The sequence below is a fragment of the Azospirillum oryzae genome, assembly GCF_008364795.1.
In the GTDB taxonomy this organism is placed as follows: Bacteria; Pseudomonadota; Alphaproteobacteria; order Azospirillales; family Azospirillaceae; genus Azospirillum; species Azospirillum oryzae.
Genome location: NZ_VTTM01000006.1, coordinates 215122 through 234192, shown reverse-complemented (window position 1 = coordinate 234192; position 19071 = coordinate 215122). Strand labels below are relative to the sequence as shown.

At 64.5% G+C, this 19071-nt stretch carries 13 protein-coding genes and 2 pseudogenes; 11 read left to right on the top strand and 4 right to left on the bottom strand.

Annotated elements, in window-relative coordinates; genetic code table 11:
• Positions 1-3: 3 nt before the first annotated feature.
• Positions 4-771, bottom strand: a complete 768-nt coding sequence (locus FZ938_RS18225; RefSeq protein ID WP_149199872.1) for an IS6 family transposase — start codon at positions 769-771, stop codon at positions 4-6.
• Between the two features lie 159 nt (positions 772-930).
• Positions 931-1932: a LacI family DNA-binding transcriptional regulator gene (locus FZ938_RS18220; RefSeq protein ID WP_246799057.1), complete on the bottom strand. Its 1002-nt coding sequence runs from the start codon at positions 1930-1932 to the stop codon at positions 931-933.
• Between the two features lie 220 nt (positions 1933-2152).
• On the opposite strand from FZ938_RS18220, the gene FZ938_RS18215 reads away from it, so the two are divergent.
• The 6 genes and pseudogenes from FZ938_RS18215 (at position 2153) to FZ938_RS18185 (ending at position 9737) form a co-directional block, all read left to right on the top strand.
• Positions 2153-3085, top strand: a complete 933-nt coding sequence (locus tag FZ938_RS18215; protein WP_149199871.1) for a dihydrodipicolinate synthase family protein — start codon at positions 2153-2155, stop codon at positions 3083-3085.
• Positions 3086-3258: 173 nt separating this feature from the next.
• Positions 3259-4656 carry an MFS transporter gene (locus FZ938_RS18210; protein ID WP_246799056.1) on the top strand — a complete coding sequence of 466 codons (1398 nt, stop codon included), beginning with the start codon at positions 3259-3261 and terminating at the stop codon, positions 4654-4656.
• 452 nt (positions 4657-5108) lie between these two features.
• The gene (locus tag FZ938_RS18205) at positions 5109-6338 is read left to right on the top strand and encodes a porin (protein WP_149199870.1); all 1230 of its coding nucleotides are present in this window, start codon (positions 5109-5111) and stop codon (positions 6336-6338) included.
• Positions 6339-6595: 257 nt separating this feature from the next.
• Entirely contained in the window at positions 6596-8281 is a 1686-nt protein-coding gene (locus tag FZ938_RS18200) for a methyl-accepting chemotaxis protein (RefSeq protein ID WP_174757144.1), read from the top strand.
• Positions 8282-8853: 572 nt separating this feature from the next.
• A pseudogene (locus tag FZ938_RS31580) lies at positions 8854-9188 on the top strand (IS110 family transposase).
• A 21-nt stretch (positions 9189-9209) separates the two neighbouring features.
• On the top strand, positions 9210-9737 hold the full coding sequence (locus FZ938_RS18185; protein WP_149199866.1) for an IS110 family transposase: 528 nt from the start codon (positions 9210-9212) through the stop codon (positions 9735-9737).
• 56 nt (positions 9738-9793) lie between these two features.
• Here FZ938_RS18185 and FZ938_RS18180 read toward each other — a convergent pair.
• Both FZ938_RS18180 and mgtA read right to left on the bottom strand, forming a co-directional pair.
• Positions 9794-10381 (bottom strand): annotated as a pseudogene (locus FZ938_RS18180) (IS5 family transposase); the annotation flags it as partial.
• 243 nt (positions 10382-10624) lie between these two features.
• A complete protein-coding gene (gene mgtA / locus FZ938_RS18175) occupies positions 10625-13204 on the bottom strand; it encodes a magnesium-translocating P-type ATPase (protein WP_149199865.1) in 2580 nt (859 codons plus the stop codon).
• Between the two features lie 241 nt (positions 13205-13445).
• Here mgtA and FZ938_RS18170 point away from each other — a divergent pair, with 241 nt between their 5' ends.
• The 5 genes from FZ938_RS18170 to FZ938_RS18140 all read left to right on the top strand — a co-directional run bounded on the left by FZ938_RS18170 (position 13446) and on the right by FZ938_RS18140 (position 18987).
• Positions 13446-13940, top strand: coding sequence for a DUF2147 domain-containing protein (locus tag FZ938_RS18170; RefSeq protein WP_149199864.1), 495 nt, complete (start codon positions 13446-13448; stop codon positions 13938-13940).
• A 66-nt stretch (positions 13941-14006) separates the two neighbouring features.
• Complete coding sequence (locus FZ938_RS18165) at positions 14007-15050, top strand: fatty acid desaturase (RefSeq protein WP_246457339.1); 1044 nt, start codon at positions 14007-14009, stop codon at positions 15048-15050.
• A 566-nt stretch (positions 15051-15616) separates the two neighbouring features.
• On the top strand, positions 15617-16645 hold the full coding sequence (locus FZ938_RS18150; protein ID WP_149199863.1) for an IS110 family RNA-guided transposase: 1029 nt from the start codon (positions 15617-15619) through the stop codon (positions 16643-16645).
• A 489-nt stretch (positions 16646-17134) separates the two neighbouring features.
• Positions 17135-18013, top strand: a complete 879-nt coding sequence (locus tag FZ938_RS18145) for an MBL fold metallo-hydrolase (protein WP_174757147.1) — start codon at positions 17135-17137, stop codon at positions 18011-18013.
• Between the two features lie 89 nt (positions 18014-18102).
• The gene (locus tag FZ938_RS18140) at positions 18103-18987 is read left to right on the top strand and encodes a LysR family transcriptional regulator (RefSeq protein ID WP_149199861.1); all 885 of its coding nucleotides are present in this window, start codon (positions 18103-18105) and stop codon (positions 18985-18987) included.
• Positions 18988-19071 lie beyond the last annotated feature (84 nt).

The window sequence follows — 19071 nt, the reverse complement described above, 5'->3', positions numbered from 1 at the left end:
AGGCTACGCGGCCTGGAGTTCGAGCTGCTGGTTGACGAGCTGAACGGCTTCGGCGAGCACGCAGGGGCCGACGTTGAAGGCGCGCTCGACAAGGCGTGCCTCGCCGTGCATGTCGCGGGTCAGGTTGAAGGCGGCCGCCTGCCCTTTGCGGAGCGCACGCATCACCTCGAACCCCTTGATCGTCGCATAAGCCGTCTTCAGGGTCTTGAAGCCCCGCACCGGCCGAATCAGCTGCTTCAACTTGCCGTGGTCGGCCTCGACGACATTGTTCAGGTACTTGACCTGCCGATGTTCCGTCTCCTCGGGACATTTGCCCTCGGCCTTCAGCTCCGCTAGGGCCGGCCCATAGGTGGGCGCCTTGTCGGTGTTGATGACCATCGGCTTCTCCCAATCCTTCAGGCCGTTCAGCGCCTTGCCGAGGAAGCGCTTGGCGGCCGCGGTATTCCGCGTGGGCGAAAGGTGGAAGTCGATGGTGTTGCCATGCTTGTCGACGGCCCGGTACAGGTAGGCCCACTTGCCACCGACCTTCACATAGGTTTCATCGACCCGCCAACTGGTCGATCGTGGGCAGCGCCACTGCCAGCGCAGCCGTTTCTCGATCTCGGGGGCATACTTCTGGACCCAACGGTAGATGGTGGTGTGGTCGACCGTGACGCCGCGCTCGGCCATAATCTGCTCGAGGTCACAGTAGCTGATCCCGTACCGGCAGTACCAGCGCACGGCCCACAGCACGATCTCGCCCTCGAAATGGCGACCCTTGAAGTCCGACACGGTTTGGCTCCCTCCAACGTCCAGCCATTCCGCCGCGTGCCGGCCAACTTTGCAACAGAGCCGTATATTTTCCCCTGTTCTATGGCGTCGTCCCAAGTTTCGCCGGAACAATCCACCTTGTCGCAGCCGTCCCGATAATACGATGAATATCAACAGGCTCTAACGGAGGGCAGATCGACAGTGGACCGATGACGCACGTGGAATAAGCGTCGGAGGCGCGATCCGAATACGATCATTGGGCGACTCCGCACCCCGGCACAGCAGATCCAGGGCTTCCGCCGCGATCCGGTCAAAGGGCACGCGCACTGACGTTAACGGCACAGACAGCCGGCTGACGATGGGAATGTCGTTGTACCCGACCAAGGAAATATCCTCCGGCACGGACAGCCCGAGCTTTATCAGAGCCGACAGCGCGCCGATGGCGGTGTTATCGTTCATAGCGAAGATCGCGGTCGGTCGGGCCGGTATGCCCATCAGCCGCTCGGCCGCCTCGGCACCGGAATCGATCCCAAAACTCGATTCGACGATCCAATCGGGATCGATCGCCGCTTCTGCCTCGGTCATCGCCCACCGGTAGCCGGCGAGTCGTCCGCGGCTGCTCGAAGCGTAGCTTGGCCCCGCGATGATACCGATCCTACGATGCCCGAGATCCAGGAGATGGCGGGTGGCCAGATAGCCGCCCAGCTTGTCATCGCCGACCGACGACATGCTGCGGCCATCGCTTCTCAGCGCAAGCACATAGGGAATGCCGCGCTTCTCCAGCCGGACGGGGAAATCGTCGCCCTCCCTGGCGGTCGACAGCACCAGACCGTCCACCCCACGCTGAAGCAGGCTTTCCGCCGCGGCACGGTCGGCCTGCGGTTCGTCGTCGGTCGTCGCCACGATGGCGAAGCGTCCCGAGCGTGCACAGGCATGGGCCAACGCCTCGTAGAGCATCGCCATGACCGTGTCGGTCAGCCGCGGCACGATCACGCCGATCGTGTTGGTGTTTCCTCGGCGCAGGCTAGCCGCCGCCACATCGCGCATATAGCCGAGTTCCGCCGCGACCCGCCGGACCTTGCGGGCGGTCTCGCTCTCGGACCGCGGCAGACGCTCGTCGAGAATCCGCGACACTGTCGACTTCGATACCCCCGACGCCGCTGCCACGTCGTGCAGCGTCACTCGGCCGTGCTTCTCCTGCGGATCGTCCTTTGTGAACACACCCAGCCCCTCACGAATCCACGTCTCGATGCAAGATAATGGTTGACACCCCAATTGTTCAAGACATACGTTGGGAACGTTCCCGGTATCGTTACTAAACATGCTGGTGGACGCTCCCGGTCCGCTCAATGACGGCCCGGCCCCCTCACATCCCATAATGTTTCTGGAAGGCATCGGAACCATGGCCATCGATTGGAAGGGACTGAACCCCGCGCCCGTCACGCTGTTCAAGGACAACGGCGACGTCGATTTCGACGGCAACGCCCGCCTGGCGAAGTGGTTGGCCTCGATCCCCGGCGTGAAGAGCCTCGTCATCCTCGGCCATGCCGGCGAGGGCACCTTCCTCACCCATGACGAGCAGATCGAGCTGATCCGCGTCTACAAGGACGCGACGCCGCTGCCGGTGGTCGCCGGCATCACCGGCGAGGGCACCAAGGTCGCCGAGCTGGAGGCGAAGGAGAAGTTCGAGGCCGGCGCCACCGGTGCCCTGGTCTATCCGAACCACGGCTGGCTGCGCTTCGGCTACCAGAAGGGCGCTCCCGTGGACCGCTACAAGGCCGTCGCCCAGTCCGGCCTGGAATGCATCCTGTTCCAGTACCCGGCCGTGACCAAGGCCAACTACGACCTCGACACCCAGCTGCAGATCGCCGCCGTGCCGGGCGTCACCGCCACCAAGAACGGCGTGCGCGACATGAAGCGCTGGTACGACGAAATCCCGGCGCTGAAGAACGCCTTCCCCGACCTCGCCATCATGTCGTGCCATGACGAATGGCTGCTGCCGACGATGTTCGACGTCGATGGCCTGCTGGTCGGCTACGGCAACATGGCGCCGGAGTTGCTGCTCGAGTATCTCGCCGCCGGCAAGGCGCAGGACTATACGCTCGCCCGGAAGTATCACGAGCAGCTGCTGCCGATCACCCGCGCGGTCTACCATCGCGGGTCGCACATGGAAGGCTCGGTTGCGCTGAAGCATGCCCTGCGTGCCCGCGGCCTCATCGACAACGTCAATGTCCGCGAGCCGCTGAAGCCGCTGGGCGACGGTGCCGACGAGGAAATCCGCGCCGCGGTGAAGGCGTCCGGCCTGACCGTGATCCAGAACGCCCTCGCCGCCTGAGAGACCGGGGCCACCCCTGCGGGTGGCCTCTCTTTCGTACCGTAATGCAATCGGCGGCGATCCGGGCTTTTCCGGATCGCCGCCGCGGAACCAACTCTTGGGGGCCTCCGGCGGCCAAAGGCTTCCGGCAATAAAAAAACAAACAATCAGGCTTGAGAGGAAACGCCATGCTCATGCAGACATCCGAGGATGTCGCCACCAAGGCGCGCGACGCCGCGGCCGGCACGTTCGATGGACAGGCGGACATCAGCGCCCGGCTTGAACGGCTTCCGGTCACCCGGCGGGTGTTCTGGACCCGCAACATCATCGGCGCCGCCACCTTCTTCGACGGTTATACGGTCATCGCCATCGCCTATGCGATGCCGGTGCTGGTTCGCGAATGGGGGCTGGGACCCGAACAGACCGGCCTGATCCTATCGATGGGCTATCTGGGCCAGCTCATCGGGGCGGTCTTCTTCGGCTGGCTCGCCGAGCGGATCGGCCGGCTGAGCGTCCTCCTCTTCACCATCCTGCTGTTCGTCAGCATGGATGTCGCCTGCCTGTTCGCCTGGGGCGCGGCATCGATGATGGTGTTCCGTTTCATTCAGGGCATCGGAACGGGCGGCGAGGTGCCGGTTGCCAGTGCTTACATCAACGAATATATCGGATCGAAGGGGCGCGGCCGCTTCTTCCTGCTCTACGAGGTGATGTTCCTGCTGGGCCTCGTCGGCGCCGGCCTGATCGCCCGGGCGCTGATTCCGGTCTATGGTTGGCAGGCGATGTTCCTCGTCGGCATCATTCCCGGCATCATCCTGATCCCGTTCCGCTTCTTCATGAGGGAATCGCCGCGCTGGCTGGCCTCCAAGGGCCGTTACGAGGAAGCCGACCGGATCGTCAGCCAGCTCGAGGCGAGTGCCACAGCGTCCGGACACAGCCTGGACGCCCCGAAGCCTGTCGCCACCCGCGCGAAGGCGGACTCCAACTGGCGTGAACTGTTCTCCGGCTTCTACCGGCGCCGCACCTTCACCATCTGGGCAATGTGGTTCTGTTCGTACCTGGTCGCCAACGGGATGATCACCTGGCTGCCGACGCTGTATCGGCAGACCTTCAATCTGCCGCTCGAAACCAGCCTGCTGTACGGGCTGTTGACCTCGGTCGCCGGCGTCGTCGCATCGGTCGCCTGCGCCCTGCTGATCGACCGGGTCGGCCGCAAGCGCTGGTACATGATCGCCTTCTTCGCCGCCCCGCTGCCGCTTCTGGCACTCGCCTTCCTCGGCGCCACATCGCCACTTGAAGTTCTGATCCTCGCGGGTCTGGCCTACGCGATCCTCCAGACCATCACCTTCTCGCTCTACCTCTACTCCGCCGAGCTTTATCCCACGCGCATGCGGGCGCTCGGCACCGGGCTGGGCAGCGCCTGGCTGCGCCTCGGCTCCTCCACCGGCCCCATCCTGGTCGGTGTGCTGATGGGGTCGGTCGGCGTCCAGTATGTCTTTGCAACCTTCGCCGCCGTATCGCTGGTCGGAGCGGTTGTCACCACGCTCTTCGCGATCGAGACCAAGGGCCGGGTTCTGGAAGAACTGTCTCCCTGAACGGAGGCTGCTGAACAGGCAAGCCCCAGGGTGGCAGCGGATGCGCGCCGGTGCAGGAAACGCAACGGACGGGATCCAACTGCCACCTTTAGGCACCCCCCACCTTGCCATCGGCCTTCGTCACGGCCACCGATGCAGTGCCTCGCACCGGATCGCATGACAGGCGCGGCCCGATTTGACGCCTGACCCCGACTACCGGATTTGAGAACCAAGATTTCGCGCGCTCCACATCGGGCAGACGAAACCCGGGAGTGGAGAATTGCGCTCGCACGGCTGCATCGCCGGAGCGTCCCTTCCTTCGGCGCGCTCCCGTTCCCCGCCTTCTGCCGCCCTCATCTTCCCCGCCCCCCGATGGAAAACCGGCGTGACCGGACCGATCTGGCCACGCCTCCCGACTGGGCGGGATGCCATGGGATTTCCATCCACCTCCTTTTCATCGGCGGTATCTTTCCATGAAGCAAACGCAAACCATTGCTCTGTGCGCACTGCTGGCTTCGTACATCACCGGACCGGCCCAGGCGCAAAGCCGGTTCGACATTCAGCTTAGCGGTGACGCCTATTTTGAAATGGGCCTCGTTTCGCAGACCAACGACCGCAATCTGCGATCCACCGAGGCCCGCAATCGTTTCCGCCTGACCGTCGTTCCGCAGGCGAAAGCCGACAACGGTCTGGAATACGGCGCGAACCTGCGCCTGCGCAGCGCGCTCGGCAGCCGGGCGGTCGACATCGACCGCAGCTACCTGTTCTCCTCAGGCTCCTTCGGCACGGTGCGACTGGGCGTCACGCCGGGCTTCGATGGCGAGATTTCCCATCTGACCAACGGCACCGGCCGTCCCATCGCCTACCTGCCCTTCGGCCTGTACGATCATGCGGCGGCCTGGGTCGGACCGGCCGGCGGCGCCCAGGGAACGGACCCGGCGACCGGGGGCTACACCGGCGGCGATTTCCGGGGCGGCGTCGGCGACGCGCTGCAGCCGCCCGCCACCCTGATGTGGCCCTGGCTCAATGCCGACGCCGGCGCGACGAAAATCCTCTACGCCTCGCCGCGTTTCGCCGGGCTGCAGGTCGGCGGCAGCTACACGCCGCGCAACGACAGCTCGAACACCGACATCAACCGCGTCAAGACGGGATCGACCCCGGCGGCGCAGTTCACCGGCAACTTCCAGGACATCGTCGAGGTCGGCGCGAACTACAAGGCGACGCTCGGCCCGGTGAAGGCGACGCTGTCGGCGGCCTACATGGGCGGCAAGGCGACCGGCAGCGGAGCGGCCGCGGATTCCTTCAAGGATCTCCGGGGCTACATCGGCGGCTTCCGGTTCGAATATGCCGGCTTTTCGCTTGGCGGTGACTATCTGAACTACGGCAAAAGCGGGCAGAACGCGCGCTATGCCTACATGGACGAGACTTGGACCTGGCAGATCGGCGCGCAGTATGTCACCGGCCCCTATGTGCTGGGCGCCGCCTATATCCGGACTGAGGATCCTGGACAAGTGAACCGTCCCGGCAAGCGGACCGCCGACGTCTATGAAGTGGGAGCCGGTTACACGGTGGCGCCGGGCCTGAGGGTGCAACTCCAGTACGACTACTTCGACACCAGGAGCGACAAGGCCGTGACCCTGGCCTCCGGGTCGCCCGACGATCGCGCCCATGTGCTTCTGGCCCGGACGATGGTGGCCTTCTGACCGAGGCTACTGATACCGAAGCTTCCGACAATGTGGCGTTCCGTGCAGGCGATAGAATGCATCCGCACGGAACGCCTTAACCGGTCAAGTTCAGTCGGATCAAGGATGACTTGACCGTTCTATATTGCGCCGCACAATAAAGATAAATTTTAATACTGGAGATCTCTCGATCCCGTTAAACGGGAATTCATTTTCTCAGGATAATTCATAACCGTTCATCGAGGCGCCCGCCAACCCGAGTCAGAGAGGACATGGCCATGCCATCTGTCATTTTCGGCCTCAACAGTCGCATCAATCTCATCACTGGCATGGCGCTGGTAGGATTCGCGATTGTCGGTGTTCTCTCGATCCGCACGATCGGAACGGTGACCGGGGAGGAGCGCCAGGCGCGCGCCCGCGTCGTCGTCGAGGCGGCGTCGAAGATCGTTCAATTCTATGAAGCGAAGGTCGCAAATGGCGATCTCCCGGAAGCCGCCGCGAAGGATGCCGCGAAAGAGGCACTGCGCGCTGTCCGCTTCGACGGCAACGAATACATCCTCATCCTTGAACAGGATGGGACCGTCGCCATGAGCGGCATGTTCAAGGACCGGGATGGACGCTCCGCACTCGACAACAAGGATGCCAACGGCGTCTATTTCAGCCGGGAGATGATCAAGGCAGCCCAGGCCGGCGGCGGCTTCACCGAATATTCCTGGCCCAAGGCGCCGAACACGCCTCCCCAGCGCAAAGTGGCCTACGCCTTGCAATCAGGCGCCTGGAAATGGGTCGTCTGTTCGGGCGTCTACCTCGACGACGTCGAGGCGGCGGTCTGGCGGAATGCCACGACCATTGCCGAGGTCGGCGGGTCGCTGGCGGTGCTGATCTTCGGCGCTGCCTTCTGGCTGGGCCGCAGGATCACCCTTCCCATCCTGCGCCTCACCGCCGTGACAAACCGCATCGCCGACGGAGACCTGTCGGTCGCGGTCCCTGGGCAGGGGCGGCGGGATGAGATCGGGTCGCTGGCCCACTCGATCGGTGTGCTGAAGCTCCGCTCGGAGGAAGCATTGCGTCTTTCCACGGAACAGGAGCTGATGAAGGCGGAGGCGTCCCGCCAGCATAGGCAGGAGATGGACAAGCTTGCCGATGCGTTTGAAGCCTCGGTGATGGCTGTGGTCGATTCCATCGCATCGTCGTCAGGCACGATCGAAAGCTCGGCCAACGCGCTGTCGGAATCGTCGCACCTCGCGGAGCGCGAGACAACGTCGGCTGCTGGTGCCGCGGAACAGACGAGCGAGAATGTCGGAACCGTTGCGTCCGCCACCGAGGAACTCTCCGCGTCAATTCAGGAAATCTCGCGGCAGATCTCGCACTCCTCCCAGATCGCTTCGGGGGCGATGGGCGAGGCGAGTGAGGCTCAGGTCGCCATGACCCAGCTTGCGGAAGCCGCCAAACGGGTCGGGGCCATCGTCGAATTGATCAACCGGATCGCAAGCCAGACCAACCTGTTGGCCTTGAATGCCACCATCGAGGCCGCACGTGCGGGCGAAGCCGGTAAAGGGTTCGCCGTCGTGGCCGGCGAGGTCAAGGCACTGGCCGCGCAGACTGCCAAAGCGACCGATGAGATCCAAGCAACGGTGTCGGGAATCGAATCGATCTCGGAGACAGCGGTAACGCGCATCCGGGAGGTCAGCGTAACGGTCACCCGGATGAATGAGATCACCGCAACGATTGCCGCCGCCATCGAGCAGCAAGGTGCGGCAACGCGCGAGATCGCCGACAACATCAACAATGCAGCGGAGAGCACCCGCCGGGTATCGGGCAACGTCGGCGTGGTTCGCCAAGCGGTCGACAGCACGGCCGGTGTTGCCCTTAATGTGCTCGATGCCGCAGGCGCGCTCTCTGAAGAGAGCAAGCGACTCAACCGTGAAGTGTCGAGCTTTCTTGGCACTGTCCGGGCCGTTTGATTGCGGGATTAGGAGGCACCTGTGTATCAGCTGTGGATCGGTGTCCTACCGCAGCCATACGGATTAACAGGCTATATCATTGACTTTTAGAAGGAAGTTCCTCTGGAGGGGGCTGCACGGACGTCGTTGAAAGACCAAACCTCTAAACGCTTCTCTCAACAACTCAACAAGATAACCGAATACAGGGATTGGCCGAGATTGGAAGCTGATCCACACCGGTCACGTCGAGACACCGCTCACTGCCCGCTCCCATCGAATTCATGGTCTCCTGCCGCTCTTATTTTGTTCGCTTAGCGTATATTTTCGTCCGTTCTTGTATGTTCTGTGTCCGCCCTTTTGGCTGCCGATGTCGTTCATCCGCGGTTGAGAGGGGTGGGTTCGGAAGAGGGGTGTCGTCGCCCGTTCCGGGGTTCGGCCCCGCGCCATAGATTGGCACCCTCGTCCATTGCCCCGGGGCCTGCACGGTATCACGACGCATCGGCACCGATCCGCCGGTGGCGCAGCATTCACAAGGACAGGTGCCGGCAACGGCTCCGAGGCTCTTCGCGGCCCGTAATCACAGGAGGGACGCCATGACCTTCGTGGGCATCGACATCGGCGCGGAAGTCCATGCCGCCGCCGCGGTGAATGATCAGGGCTCGACTGTGTGCAAGCCGTTCCGCTTCACCGCGGACCAAGCGGGACATACCGCACTGTTTGCCGAGCTTGAGCGGCTGGCACCGGTTCAGCTCGTCGTGCTGGAAGCCACCGGACACTATTGGAAAACCTCGCCGCCGCGCTGGTAGCCCGCGGCCTACCGGTGGCCGTCCTCAACCCGCTGCAGTCCGCCCGCTTCCAGCAGGAAGCGCTGATGCGCACCAAGACCGACGCACTCGACGCCCTGGGGCTCGCCCGCCTCGGCCAGTAGAAGCGGCCACTGCCGGCAACCTTGCCTGATCACGCCACCGAGCAGTTGCGCGAACTGGTCCGTAATCGCGACCGCCTCGTCCAAGACTGCGGCGACAGCGTGCGGCAACTCCATCGCCTGCTGGACCTCACCTTCCCCGATTTCAAGCACCATATCGCCCTGCTGGACACGGTGCTCGCCCTGACGATCCTGAAAGCGTTCCCAACCGCGACGGACGTCGCCGCCGCCACGCCCCGGCGTCTGGCCAAGCTGCGCCACGGACCGCGGCACCTCGTTGGCGACCCGTTGGCGCGCCAGTTCATCGCCGCCGCCAAGCAGACCGTGGCCGCCCAGAGCGGCGATGTCTATCGCGTGCGGATCCGGCATGCCTGCGAGGATCTGGCGCTCTGGCGCACCCGACTTCTCGCCATCGACGCGATGATCGAGACGTTGCTCGACGATCATCAGGTCGGTCGTCTGCTGACCCAGAAAGTCGAGGCCGCTGCCGGCTGCAAGGTCATGAACATCATGACCGGTTCGGGCATGCCAGTCTCCCGCAAGGTTGCCTGATCACCGCTGCCCCGCGGTAGACTCTGCGCACACGCCCATTTGCGCGCCAAAGTCAGGCCGGGGATCTGGTCGAGCAAGGGGCCGACCTGGCAGGCGTCGCCGTCCCCGGTGGTGGTCAGCTCCGCAGCCAGGATGTCACCGCTGTCCGGATCGATGGCAATGTGGAGTTTTCGCCAACTCCGGCGTGACTTTCCACCGTGCTTTTCCAAGTGCCACTCGCCGGCTCCGACCATCTTCAGGCCCGAGCTGTCGACCGCCAAGGTCATAGGGTCGATCGGCTTCACTAGCGCGGCCGCCAGTGACAGGCGGGCACTGCGTCGGGCAAGCGTCGTATAATCGGGAACCGGCAACTCCATGCCGAGGATCTGGACAATGGAGCGCAGCAGCCTCTCCGTCTGCCGCCATGGGCGCCCAAAGGCCAAGCGCAGCATGACCCCGGTTTCTATGGCGATGTCCGAGTAGGCTGCTGGACGGCCTCGCCGGCCAGAACGCGTCGGCGTCCAGGCAGCGATCGCCTCCGGCGTTACCCAGATCGTCAGGTCGCCACACCAGCGCAGCGCCGCATCGTAGGCCGACCAGTTTTCCACCCGGTAGCGGGCACGGGGGATCTTGTGGCGGCGGGGCTCATTGACCTTGTACGGCATCAGCGGCTCGACTTCAGCGGGCCGCCTCTATACCCGCTCGCCCTCCCGACCACCACCAGCCCGGGCTTTGTGCACCAACGTCACCAGATCACGCTCCTGCCGCAACACTCTTGCTCAGCCTAAAGCAGCATCCCGGTTAAAGCCGGATGGGACGCACCCGCTGCGAACAGGTTCTGATCCGACCGGCATCGTCATTCCGTGGCGATCACCCGGTAAACCTTCCGGAAGGAATGGATCGCAAGATCAGCGCCGCAATGTAACTTGGCCTCGCACGCCGCGCCGCGGAGCGACATAGCGGAAGAACACCCGCTTGATTATCTCGACGAGGACCAGATAGGTGACGACGGCCGCCGCCAGGAACAGATAGAAGGACGCTGGCGGCACCACGAAGCCGAAGAAGGATGCCAGCGGTGTCAGCGGCAGCAGCGCGCCGACGGCGGCAGCTCCCAGCGACAACCCGGCCAGGGTCGCATTGGGTCGGCTGAGCCAAGGGCTGCGGCGGGTGCGGATCACGAAGATGACCAGCACCTGGGTGGCCAGGCTCTCCACGAACCATCCGGTCTGAAAGAGCGCCTCATCGGCGTTGAAGAGGTGAAGCAACGCGTAGAAGGTCAGGAAATCGAACAGCGAGCTGACCGGGCCCAGCACCAGCATGAAACGCTGGATCAGCCGCAGATCCCACTGCACCGGCAGGGCCAACGCCTCCGCCTCCACGTTGTCGAGCGGAACGCCGGCTTCCGATGCATCGTAGAGCAGGTTGTTGAGCAGCACCTGGGTCGGCAGCATCGGCAGGAAGGGCAGGAACAGCGAGGCTCCCGCCATGCTGAACATGTTGCCGAAATTCGAACTGCTTCCCATCAGAATGTACTTGGTGACGTTCTGCACCGTCCGGCGCCCCTCCATCACCGCCTCGTGCACCACAGACAGATCGTGGTCGAGCAGGATCAAGCCGGCGGCTTCCTTGGCAACGTCGGCGGCGCTGTCCACCGAGATGCCGACGTCGGCGGCGTGCAGGGCCGAGGCGTCGTTGATCCCGTCACCGAGGAAACCGACCACCCGGCCGGACCGCTTGAAGGCCAGCAGCACGCGTTCCTTCTGCGCCGGCGTCACCCGGCAGAACACGTTGACCTTGGGGAGGCGGGCGCGCAACGCGTCCTCGCTCATTGCCCGCAGATCGTCGCCCGTGATCAGGCCGGTGACGGGCAGGCGGAGTTCTGCGCAGACGTGCCGCGTCACCCGCTCGTTGTCGCCGGTCAGGATGCGGACAGCCACCCCGGCCCCGGTCAGATCGCGGATCGCCGCCATCGCGCTTGCCTTGGGCGGATCGAGGAAAACCGCGTAGCCGGCAAAGGCCAACGCGCTTTCGTCTCCCAGCGCGGCGGAGGCATGCTCCGGTCCCATCGCCTTGGAGGCGATCGCCAGCACCCGGAACCCGTCCTCTCCCAGCTTCTGGAAAAGGGCATCCAACTCGGCCCGCGCCGCCGGGTCGAGCGGCTTCTCGACGCCTCCCTCTCCTTCGTAATGGGTGGACTGCCGCAGCACGTCCTCCGGCGCCCCCTTGACCACCAGCAGCCGCTCGGTGCCATCGGTGACGAGAACCGAAACGCGTCGCCGCTCGAAGTCGAACGGCACCTCGTCGATCTTCCGCCAGCCGGACACGTCCAGGCTGCGGAAGGCGATGATGGCCTCGTCCAGCGGGCTTTTGATGCCGCTCTCGAAATGGCTGTTCAGGTAGGCGAGGCGGAAGACCCGCTCGCTCTCCTCGCTGCGGAAGTCCAGGTGCCGGACCATCCGGATCGTCGCCTCGGTCAGCGTCCCGGTCTTGTCGGTGCACAGGACGTCCATGGCGCCGACATTGTGCATGGCGGCCAGCCGCTTGACGATGACCCGGCGCTTCGCCAGCCGCATCGCCCCGCGCGCCAGGGTGACGGTGACGATCATCGGCAGCAGTTCCGGCGTCAGCCCGACCGCCAAGGCCAGGGCGAACATCAGGGATTCCAGCCAGGGCCGGTGGAACAGGACGTTCACCGCCAGCACGAACAGCACCAGGAAGATCGTCAGACGCAGAATGAGGAAACCGAACTGGCGGATGCCCAACTCGAAAGCGGTGGGTGGTGGAGGCGCCTGCAGGGTGCCGCTCAATTGGCCGAACGCCGTCATGTCGCCGGTCCGGCAGACCAAGGCGATGGCGCTGCCGCTGATGACCGAGGTCCCCATGAGGACGGTGCCGGGCGCCTGCCCGGCATTTCCGGCCGGGATTGCGACGGCATCGGCGCGCTTTTCCACCGGGTAGGGTTCCCCGGTCAGCATGGCTTGGTTGACGAACAGGTCGCGCGCTTCGATGAGGCGGCAGTCGGCCGGAACCAGATCGCCGGCGGCCAGACGGACCACATCGCCAGGGACCAGTTGATCCACCGGCTCCGACACCTCCACGCCGTCCCGGCGGACCTGGACGCGCACCGAGACGGTGCGGCGCAACGCATCCACGGCCTTCTCAGCCCGCATTTCCTGGACAAAATCCAAGGATACGCTGAGTACGACCATCACGAGGACGATGACGAAACTGGTGACGTTGCCGGTGGCTGCCGACAGGCCGCTGGCAAACAGCAGGATCAGCACCAGCGGGTTGAGGAAGCGTGTCAGGAATTGCAGCCACAATGGCCGGCGGCGGCGCGCCAGCGGTTGGTTGAGGCCGTATCGGCGACGGCGCGTCTCCACCTCGGTTCGGCTCAGCCCGGCGGGGGTCGCACCCAGCGTCTCGAGGACGGCCGAGATCGGCCGGCTCCAGGCTTCGTCGGTGGCGCTGTCCTCGACCAACGGCATGCCTCCGGGCTGCGCGGCAGTCTCCAGCCTAGAGGATCGCCTGTGACGAGGGAACGATGCGAACGGGATAGCCCGGCGTGACACCGGAACGGCCACCGGCAATTCCGCAACGCTGCCTTCGGGCAGAACATGGACCGTTACGAAAGCGTGCCGCTGATAAGGATGGTGGACGTCGACCCATGGCGATCCGGTCGGGTGTCCACGATATCAACGGGTGCCGTGAAATCAGGAGGAGGCGGCATTGGACAAGTTGGCGATGTTCCGGACCGTGGTGGTATCGGCCGGATGCTTGGCGCTCGCCGGACTGACGGGGGCGGCTTCGGCAGCCGACCTGCAAGGTGTCTGGCTGACCGCAGACAAGGATGCGGTCCTCAGGATCACCCGCTGTGGCGATCGATTCTGCGGTCGGATCATCTGGTTGGAGAACGCCATGGATCGGAGCGGTTCGCCTCGCCTGGATCAGAAGAACCCGGATCCGGCGAGGCAGGCACAGCGGATCTGCGGCCTCGTCGTCATAACCGGCCTCACCCCAGCCGGTCCCGATCATTGGGATGGGTCCGTTTACAATCCTCAGGATGGCCGGACCTATAGCGGTGGCATTACCGTCCTGTCGGATGAATCATTGAGAGTTCGTGCCTATATAGGGTTACCGATCTTTGGGCGGAGCGAGATCTGGACACGGGTGGACAGCTCTTCGGCAAACGACATCGAGTATAAATGTCGCAGTCACGATTGAGGTTCGTTACGCCACCCCCGTGAAAGTATGCCCCGGCCTCCAATAGCGTCTTCGAGGAGAGGGCCCATGACTCAGGGTGCCGCCGGCATAAAAATGCTTCCGCGCGACGATGTCTCCATCGGTAACGATGGACAGGCGCTTTTGCGCAATCGGCTTCGTCCCTACCAGACACCAATCCTCACCCGCAGCCTCGCCCAACTGGCGACCTCGGTCCTGCCCTTCATCGGGTGCTGGGCACTCATGGTCCTCAGCCTCGACATCAGCTACGCCGTCACGCTGCTGCTGGCCATTCCGGCCGCCGGCTTTCTGGTGCGCATTTTCATCATCCAACACGATTGCGGGCATGGCGCCTTCTTCCGGTCGCGCCGGGTCAACGACGCCGTCGGCACGCTGTGTGGCGTCATGACCTTGACCCCCTATGCCAACTGGCGGCGCCAGCATGCCGGTCATCACGCCAACTGGAACAATCTCGACCGGCGAAACAGTGGATACGACATCTATTCATCCTGCCTGACGCTGAGTGAATACAATGCGCTCGACCGTCGCGAGCGTCTTTTCCATCGTCTCCTCCGCCATCCGGTGATGGCACTGATCCTGCTGCCGCCTCTGGTCTTCCTCATGCTGTACCGCTTCCCCTTCGACACGCCGCCCGACTGGCGGCGGGAGCGGCTGTCCGTCCATACGACCAACCTGATGATCGCCGTCGTCCTGCTGGCACTCGCGGCCTGGCTCGGCGTTGGCACCGTGCTGCTGGTGCAGTTGCCCATCACCATCCTCGCTGGCATCGCCGGGGTCTGGCTGTTCTCGGTCCAGCACCGGTTCGAGCACACGCTGTGGGTTCGGCAGGAAGAGTGGGATCCGGAACTGGCGGCCCTGCAGGGAAGCTCCTACCTGCGCCTCCCCGGCATTCTCAAATGGTTTACCGGCAACATCGGCTTCCATCACATCCATCATCTGAACCCCCGCATTCCCAACTATCGTCTCGAGGAATGCCACCGGCACTTTCCGGTGCTGCAGGAAGTGCCCGCTCTCACCCTGGGTGCGGCGTTGGCGGGAGGACGGCTCTGGCTGTGGGACGAAGCGCACGGAAAGCTCGTTCCGTTTCCCTGAGACGACCGGCCTCCGAGCGCCATCCCCGATCCGAGGTGCGCCGCGGCCTCGACCTGTTGGGACAGGGACCAAAGCCTATTCGGGATAACGTCATAGATGCCGTGGGTTTGCGAAGAGGAAAACCAATCAGAGAAGCTCTCAGACTGAAGCGGTGGTACAGCCACACGGCCTCGCTGAGGATCTCGGCTGGGAAGCGGAAGCCGCGGTAGGGGTTGCGGGTCGTGCTCATGTCCGCGAACATGCCACGAGAGTCCCGCTCCCGCCAACCTGACAGTACCCTCATGGCTCACCGCGATGCCGCGTGCCGCCAACATCTCCTTCCCCATTTGCAAGCTGAGTGGAAAGCGGAGGTACAGCCCCACCGCCGTCGCGATTATCTCGGCGGTAAAGCGGTAGCCGGCGTAGCGGGGATCGGAGCATGTCGTCACGCCGTCCCATATCCCGCCTTCGCCGGCCTTGGCAACAAGGTAACCGACAAGTTGATGGTGTGGACGACCGCTGCTCCCGGCATCGAGGTGCCATAGATTGGTGGTTGCAGACTCCCACCAGACGAGAGGGCCGTCCACATGAGCATTGTCACCGTCGGTCTCGATCTTGCCAAGCACGTCTTCCAGGTTCATGGCGTTGATGAAGTCGGAAAGGTGGTCGTGCGCCGGCAGCTTCGCCGGGAGCAGATGGAGGCGTTCTTTCGTGGCTTGACGCCTTGCCTGGTCGGTATGGAGGCGTGCGCGACGGCTCATCACTGGGCGCGTCTCATCAGGGCTCTCGGCCATGAGGTCCGGCTGATCCCGCCGACCCGGGTCAAGGCCTACGTCCAGCGCGGCAAGAAGAACGACGCCGCCGATGCCGCGGCCATCGCCGAGGCCGTGACCCGGCCGCAGATGGCCTTTGTTCCGATCAAGAGCGAAGACCAGCAAGCGGTTCTGGTCCTTCACCGCTCCCGTGACCTGCTGGTCCGCCAGCGTACCATGCTGCTCAATGCCCTGCGCGCTCATTTGGCGGAATTCGGCATCGTGGGGGCGCAGGGCCCCCGGAAGCTGGTCGAGTTGATCGATCGGCTGAGCGATCTGCCGATCCCCGAGCTGGTTCGCTTGGCCCTGGGGGAATTGGTCCAGCAGGTCGAGAGCTGCAGCGCGCGGATTGCGGCCCTGGAGAAGGCCATCCTGGCGTGGCATCGCACCACCGAGGCCAGTCGCAATCTGGCCACCATTCCTGGCATCGGGCCGATCACCGCCTCGGTGCTCGCCGCCACCGTCACCGATCCGAGCGCGTTCAAGAACGGCCGCCATCTGGCCGCGTGGCTGGGGCTGGTGCCGCGGCAGAATTCCAGCGGCGGCAAGGATCGGCTCGGCGGCATCACCAAGGCCGGCGACCGCTCGATCCGCCGTCTTCTGGTCATGGGCGCCACCACGGTGATCCGCTATGCCCGCAGCAAAGCGCCCGGCGAGGGCGAGTGGCTGAAGGGCCTGCTGGCCCGCAAACCGGCTCGGTTGGCCAGCATCGCGCTGGCCAACAAGATGGCCCGCATCGCCTGGGCGGTGCTCAGCCGCGGCGACGTCTACCGCAAGACTGTCCCGGTTCTGGCGGTTACCTGAGCCGTCAGCGTCAGGAGCATCCGGAGCGGATGGTCCGCCCGTCCGCGGAACCTTCTCAAGCCTGGCCCTGCGGCGGCGCTGGGCTTGACAAGGCCCCGCCGACGAGCGGTCTGTCCCACCATCGGATGCAAGCCACCGTGTCGCTGGACCGTCCGGTTTGGTAACGCTGAAGAACAGGACCACGCTGTGTGAGGGTGCAGAGAGAGGTGATGGCGAAACGGTTCGAGCCAGGGATTGGGAAGACCCACGTACTGTCATGCGCCTCGAGCCCGGCAAGTTGATCGGGACCCAATCCCGCGGAGTTCATCATGGCCCGCGGTCATCAGCACCGCATTCTTCGAGGCCGGACACATGACCGCACCCGACCTTTTCGCCAAGCCAGATCTCTTTTCCCTTGCGCCGCAGCGGTCGTCCACACATGACGGTGCCCATGTTATATCTAGCCGGCCACGGCACCACAGACACCATGCTCCATGGGAGGCTGCGAGGATGACCGACGAACCGCGCTTCCAATTGGGCAGCCTCGACATTCTCCGGCTGACCGAAATCGTCCTCCCCCCCTTTGCGGCGAACATGGTCCTGCTGGACTGGGCCGACGAGTTGATCGCTCCACATCAGGACGAGTTGATCCCGGATGCGATGACTCCCGACAGTGCCGGTCTGGTGGTCAACGTCAATCTGTGGGTGGTAAGGACCCCGCATCATCTCATGGTCATCGACACCGGGATCGGCGACGGCCGCACCCGCCGGATCCCGCAGTTCGACGGTCTGCACACAGGCCTGCTCGATCGGATGAGGGCGGCCGGCATCGCTCCGGAGGCCGTCGATTACGTGCTGTGCACCCATATCCACAGTGACCATGTCGGATGGAACACATGCTGGAACAACGGGCACTGGACCCCCGCATTTCCCAACGCACGCTATCTCTGGTCGCGGACTGAGAACGACAAGGCGGCCAGCGAAGGATTCCGCACCGGCCCCGCCGCCGGCGTCTATGAGGACAGCGTGCTGCCGGTCATCGAGGCCGGCCTGCTCGACCTCGTACCCGACGACGGCGGCGAAGTGATCGAGGGGGTGACCTTCCATCCCACCCCGGGCCATACACCCGGCCACATGTCCATTTCCGTCCGCTCCGCCGGCCATGAGGCCTTCTTCAGCGGCGACGTCCTTCACAGCCCGGTGCAGGTGCTTCGCCCCACCTGGAATTCGATGTTCTGCCAGGATGCCGAAGCGGCCCGCCGATCGCGCCGCTGGGCGCTGGAACACACCGCGGAGCGTTCGGCGCTGGTCCTTCCCGCACATTTCGGCGGCCGTTCGGCGGGCCGCGTCGTACGCAGGGGCGAGTGCTTCCACTGTACCTTCGCATGAATCGCCCCGGGGCGATGTCGCCGCGCCGACCACGCGCGTGCGGCGGCCGGGAACCCGCCACCCAAACGCCCCCATTCGGAGCGTAGCACATGGAATTGCGCCATCTCCGCTACTTCATTGCCGTCGCGGAGCATGAGAGCGTGCGGCTGGCGTCCAAGCGGGTGCACATCACTCAACCCGCCATCTCGCGCCAGATCCAGTTCCTGGAGGAGGAACTGGGGGTCGCACTGTTCGATCGCGGACCGCGCGGGCTGCGGCTCACCGCCGCCGGCGCCCATTATCTGGTCGAGGCGCGCAGACTCCTGGCACAACTGGAAGCCGCCGGCCGCTCCGTCAAGCTCATCGCCGCCGGTCTACAGGGGCGGCTGCGGATCGGCTTCGTAGAAAACGCCGGCTGGGACGGACTGGTGCCGGAACTGTTCAGCCGTTTCCAAAGGGAGGCTCCCGGTGTCCAGTTCGAGCTGGCGCCGCTCAACACCCCGATGCAGCTGGAAGAAATGGAAGATGGAACCCTGGACGGCGGCTTCGTCTACCTGTTCGAGCCGCCGCCGGCCAACCTCGCGACCGTCCCCCTGCTCGACCATGGCGTGACGCTCGCGGTGCCGCGCGCCTGGGGGCTGCCGGCGGATGTTCCGATGCGCGCCCGGGACCTTGCCGGCCGCCCATTCGTCACCTTTCCCCGCTCGATCTACCCAGCTTACTACGACCTGCTGCTGAGCGCCTGCCGCCAAGCCGGGCTGACCCTGAATGTGGTGCAGGAGGTGTCGACCGAAGCCGCCATCCTGTCGCTGGTCTCCGCCGGAATCGGAGCGGCCATCGTCAACTCGGCGAACCGCGCGCGTCCCCCCGCACGGGCCCAGTTCCTCGATCTGGCGGACGTGTCGATCCGCCTGCCGCTATCCTTCGCGTGCCTGTCCGAGAACGCCAACCCGGCGCTGATCCGCTTCCGCACCGTCATTACCGCCGCTCTCTGACCACCCTTTCCGGGCGCGCTGCCATGCTCATACCGATGCCTGGGAGGCATCAGTATGAGCAGAAAACAGCACTCGCAGTTCCAT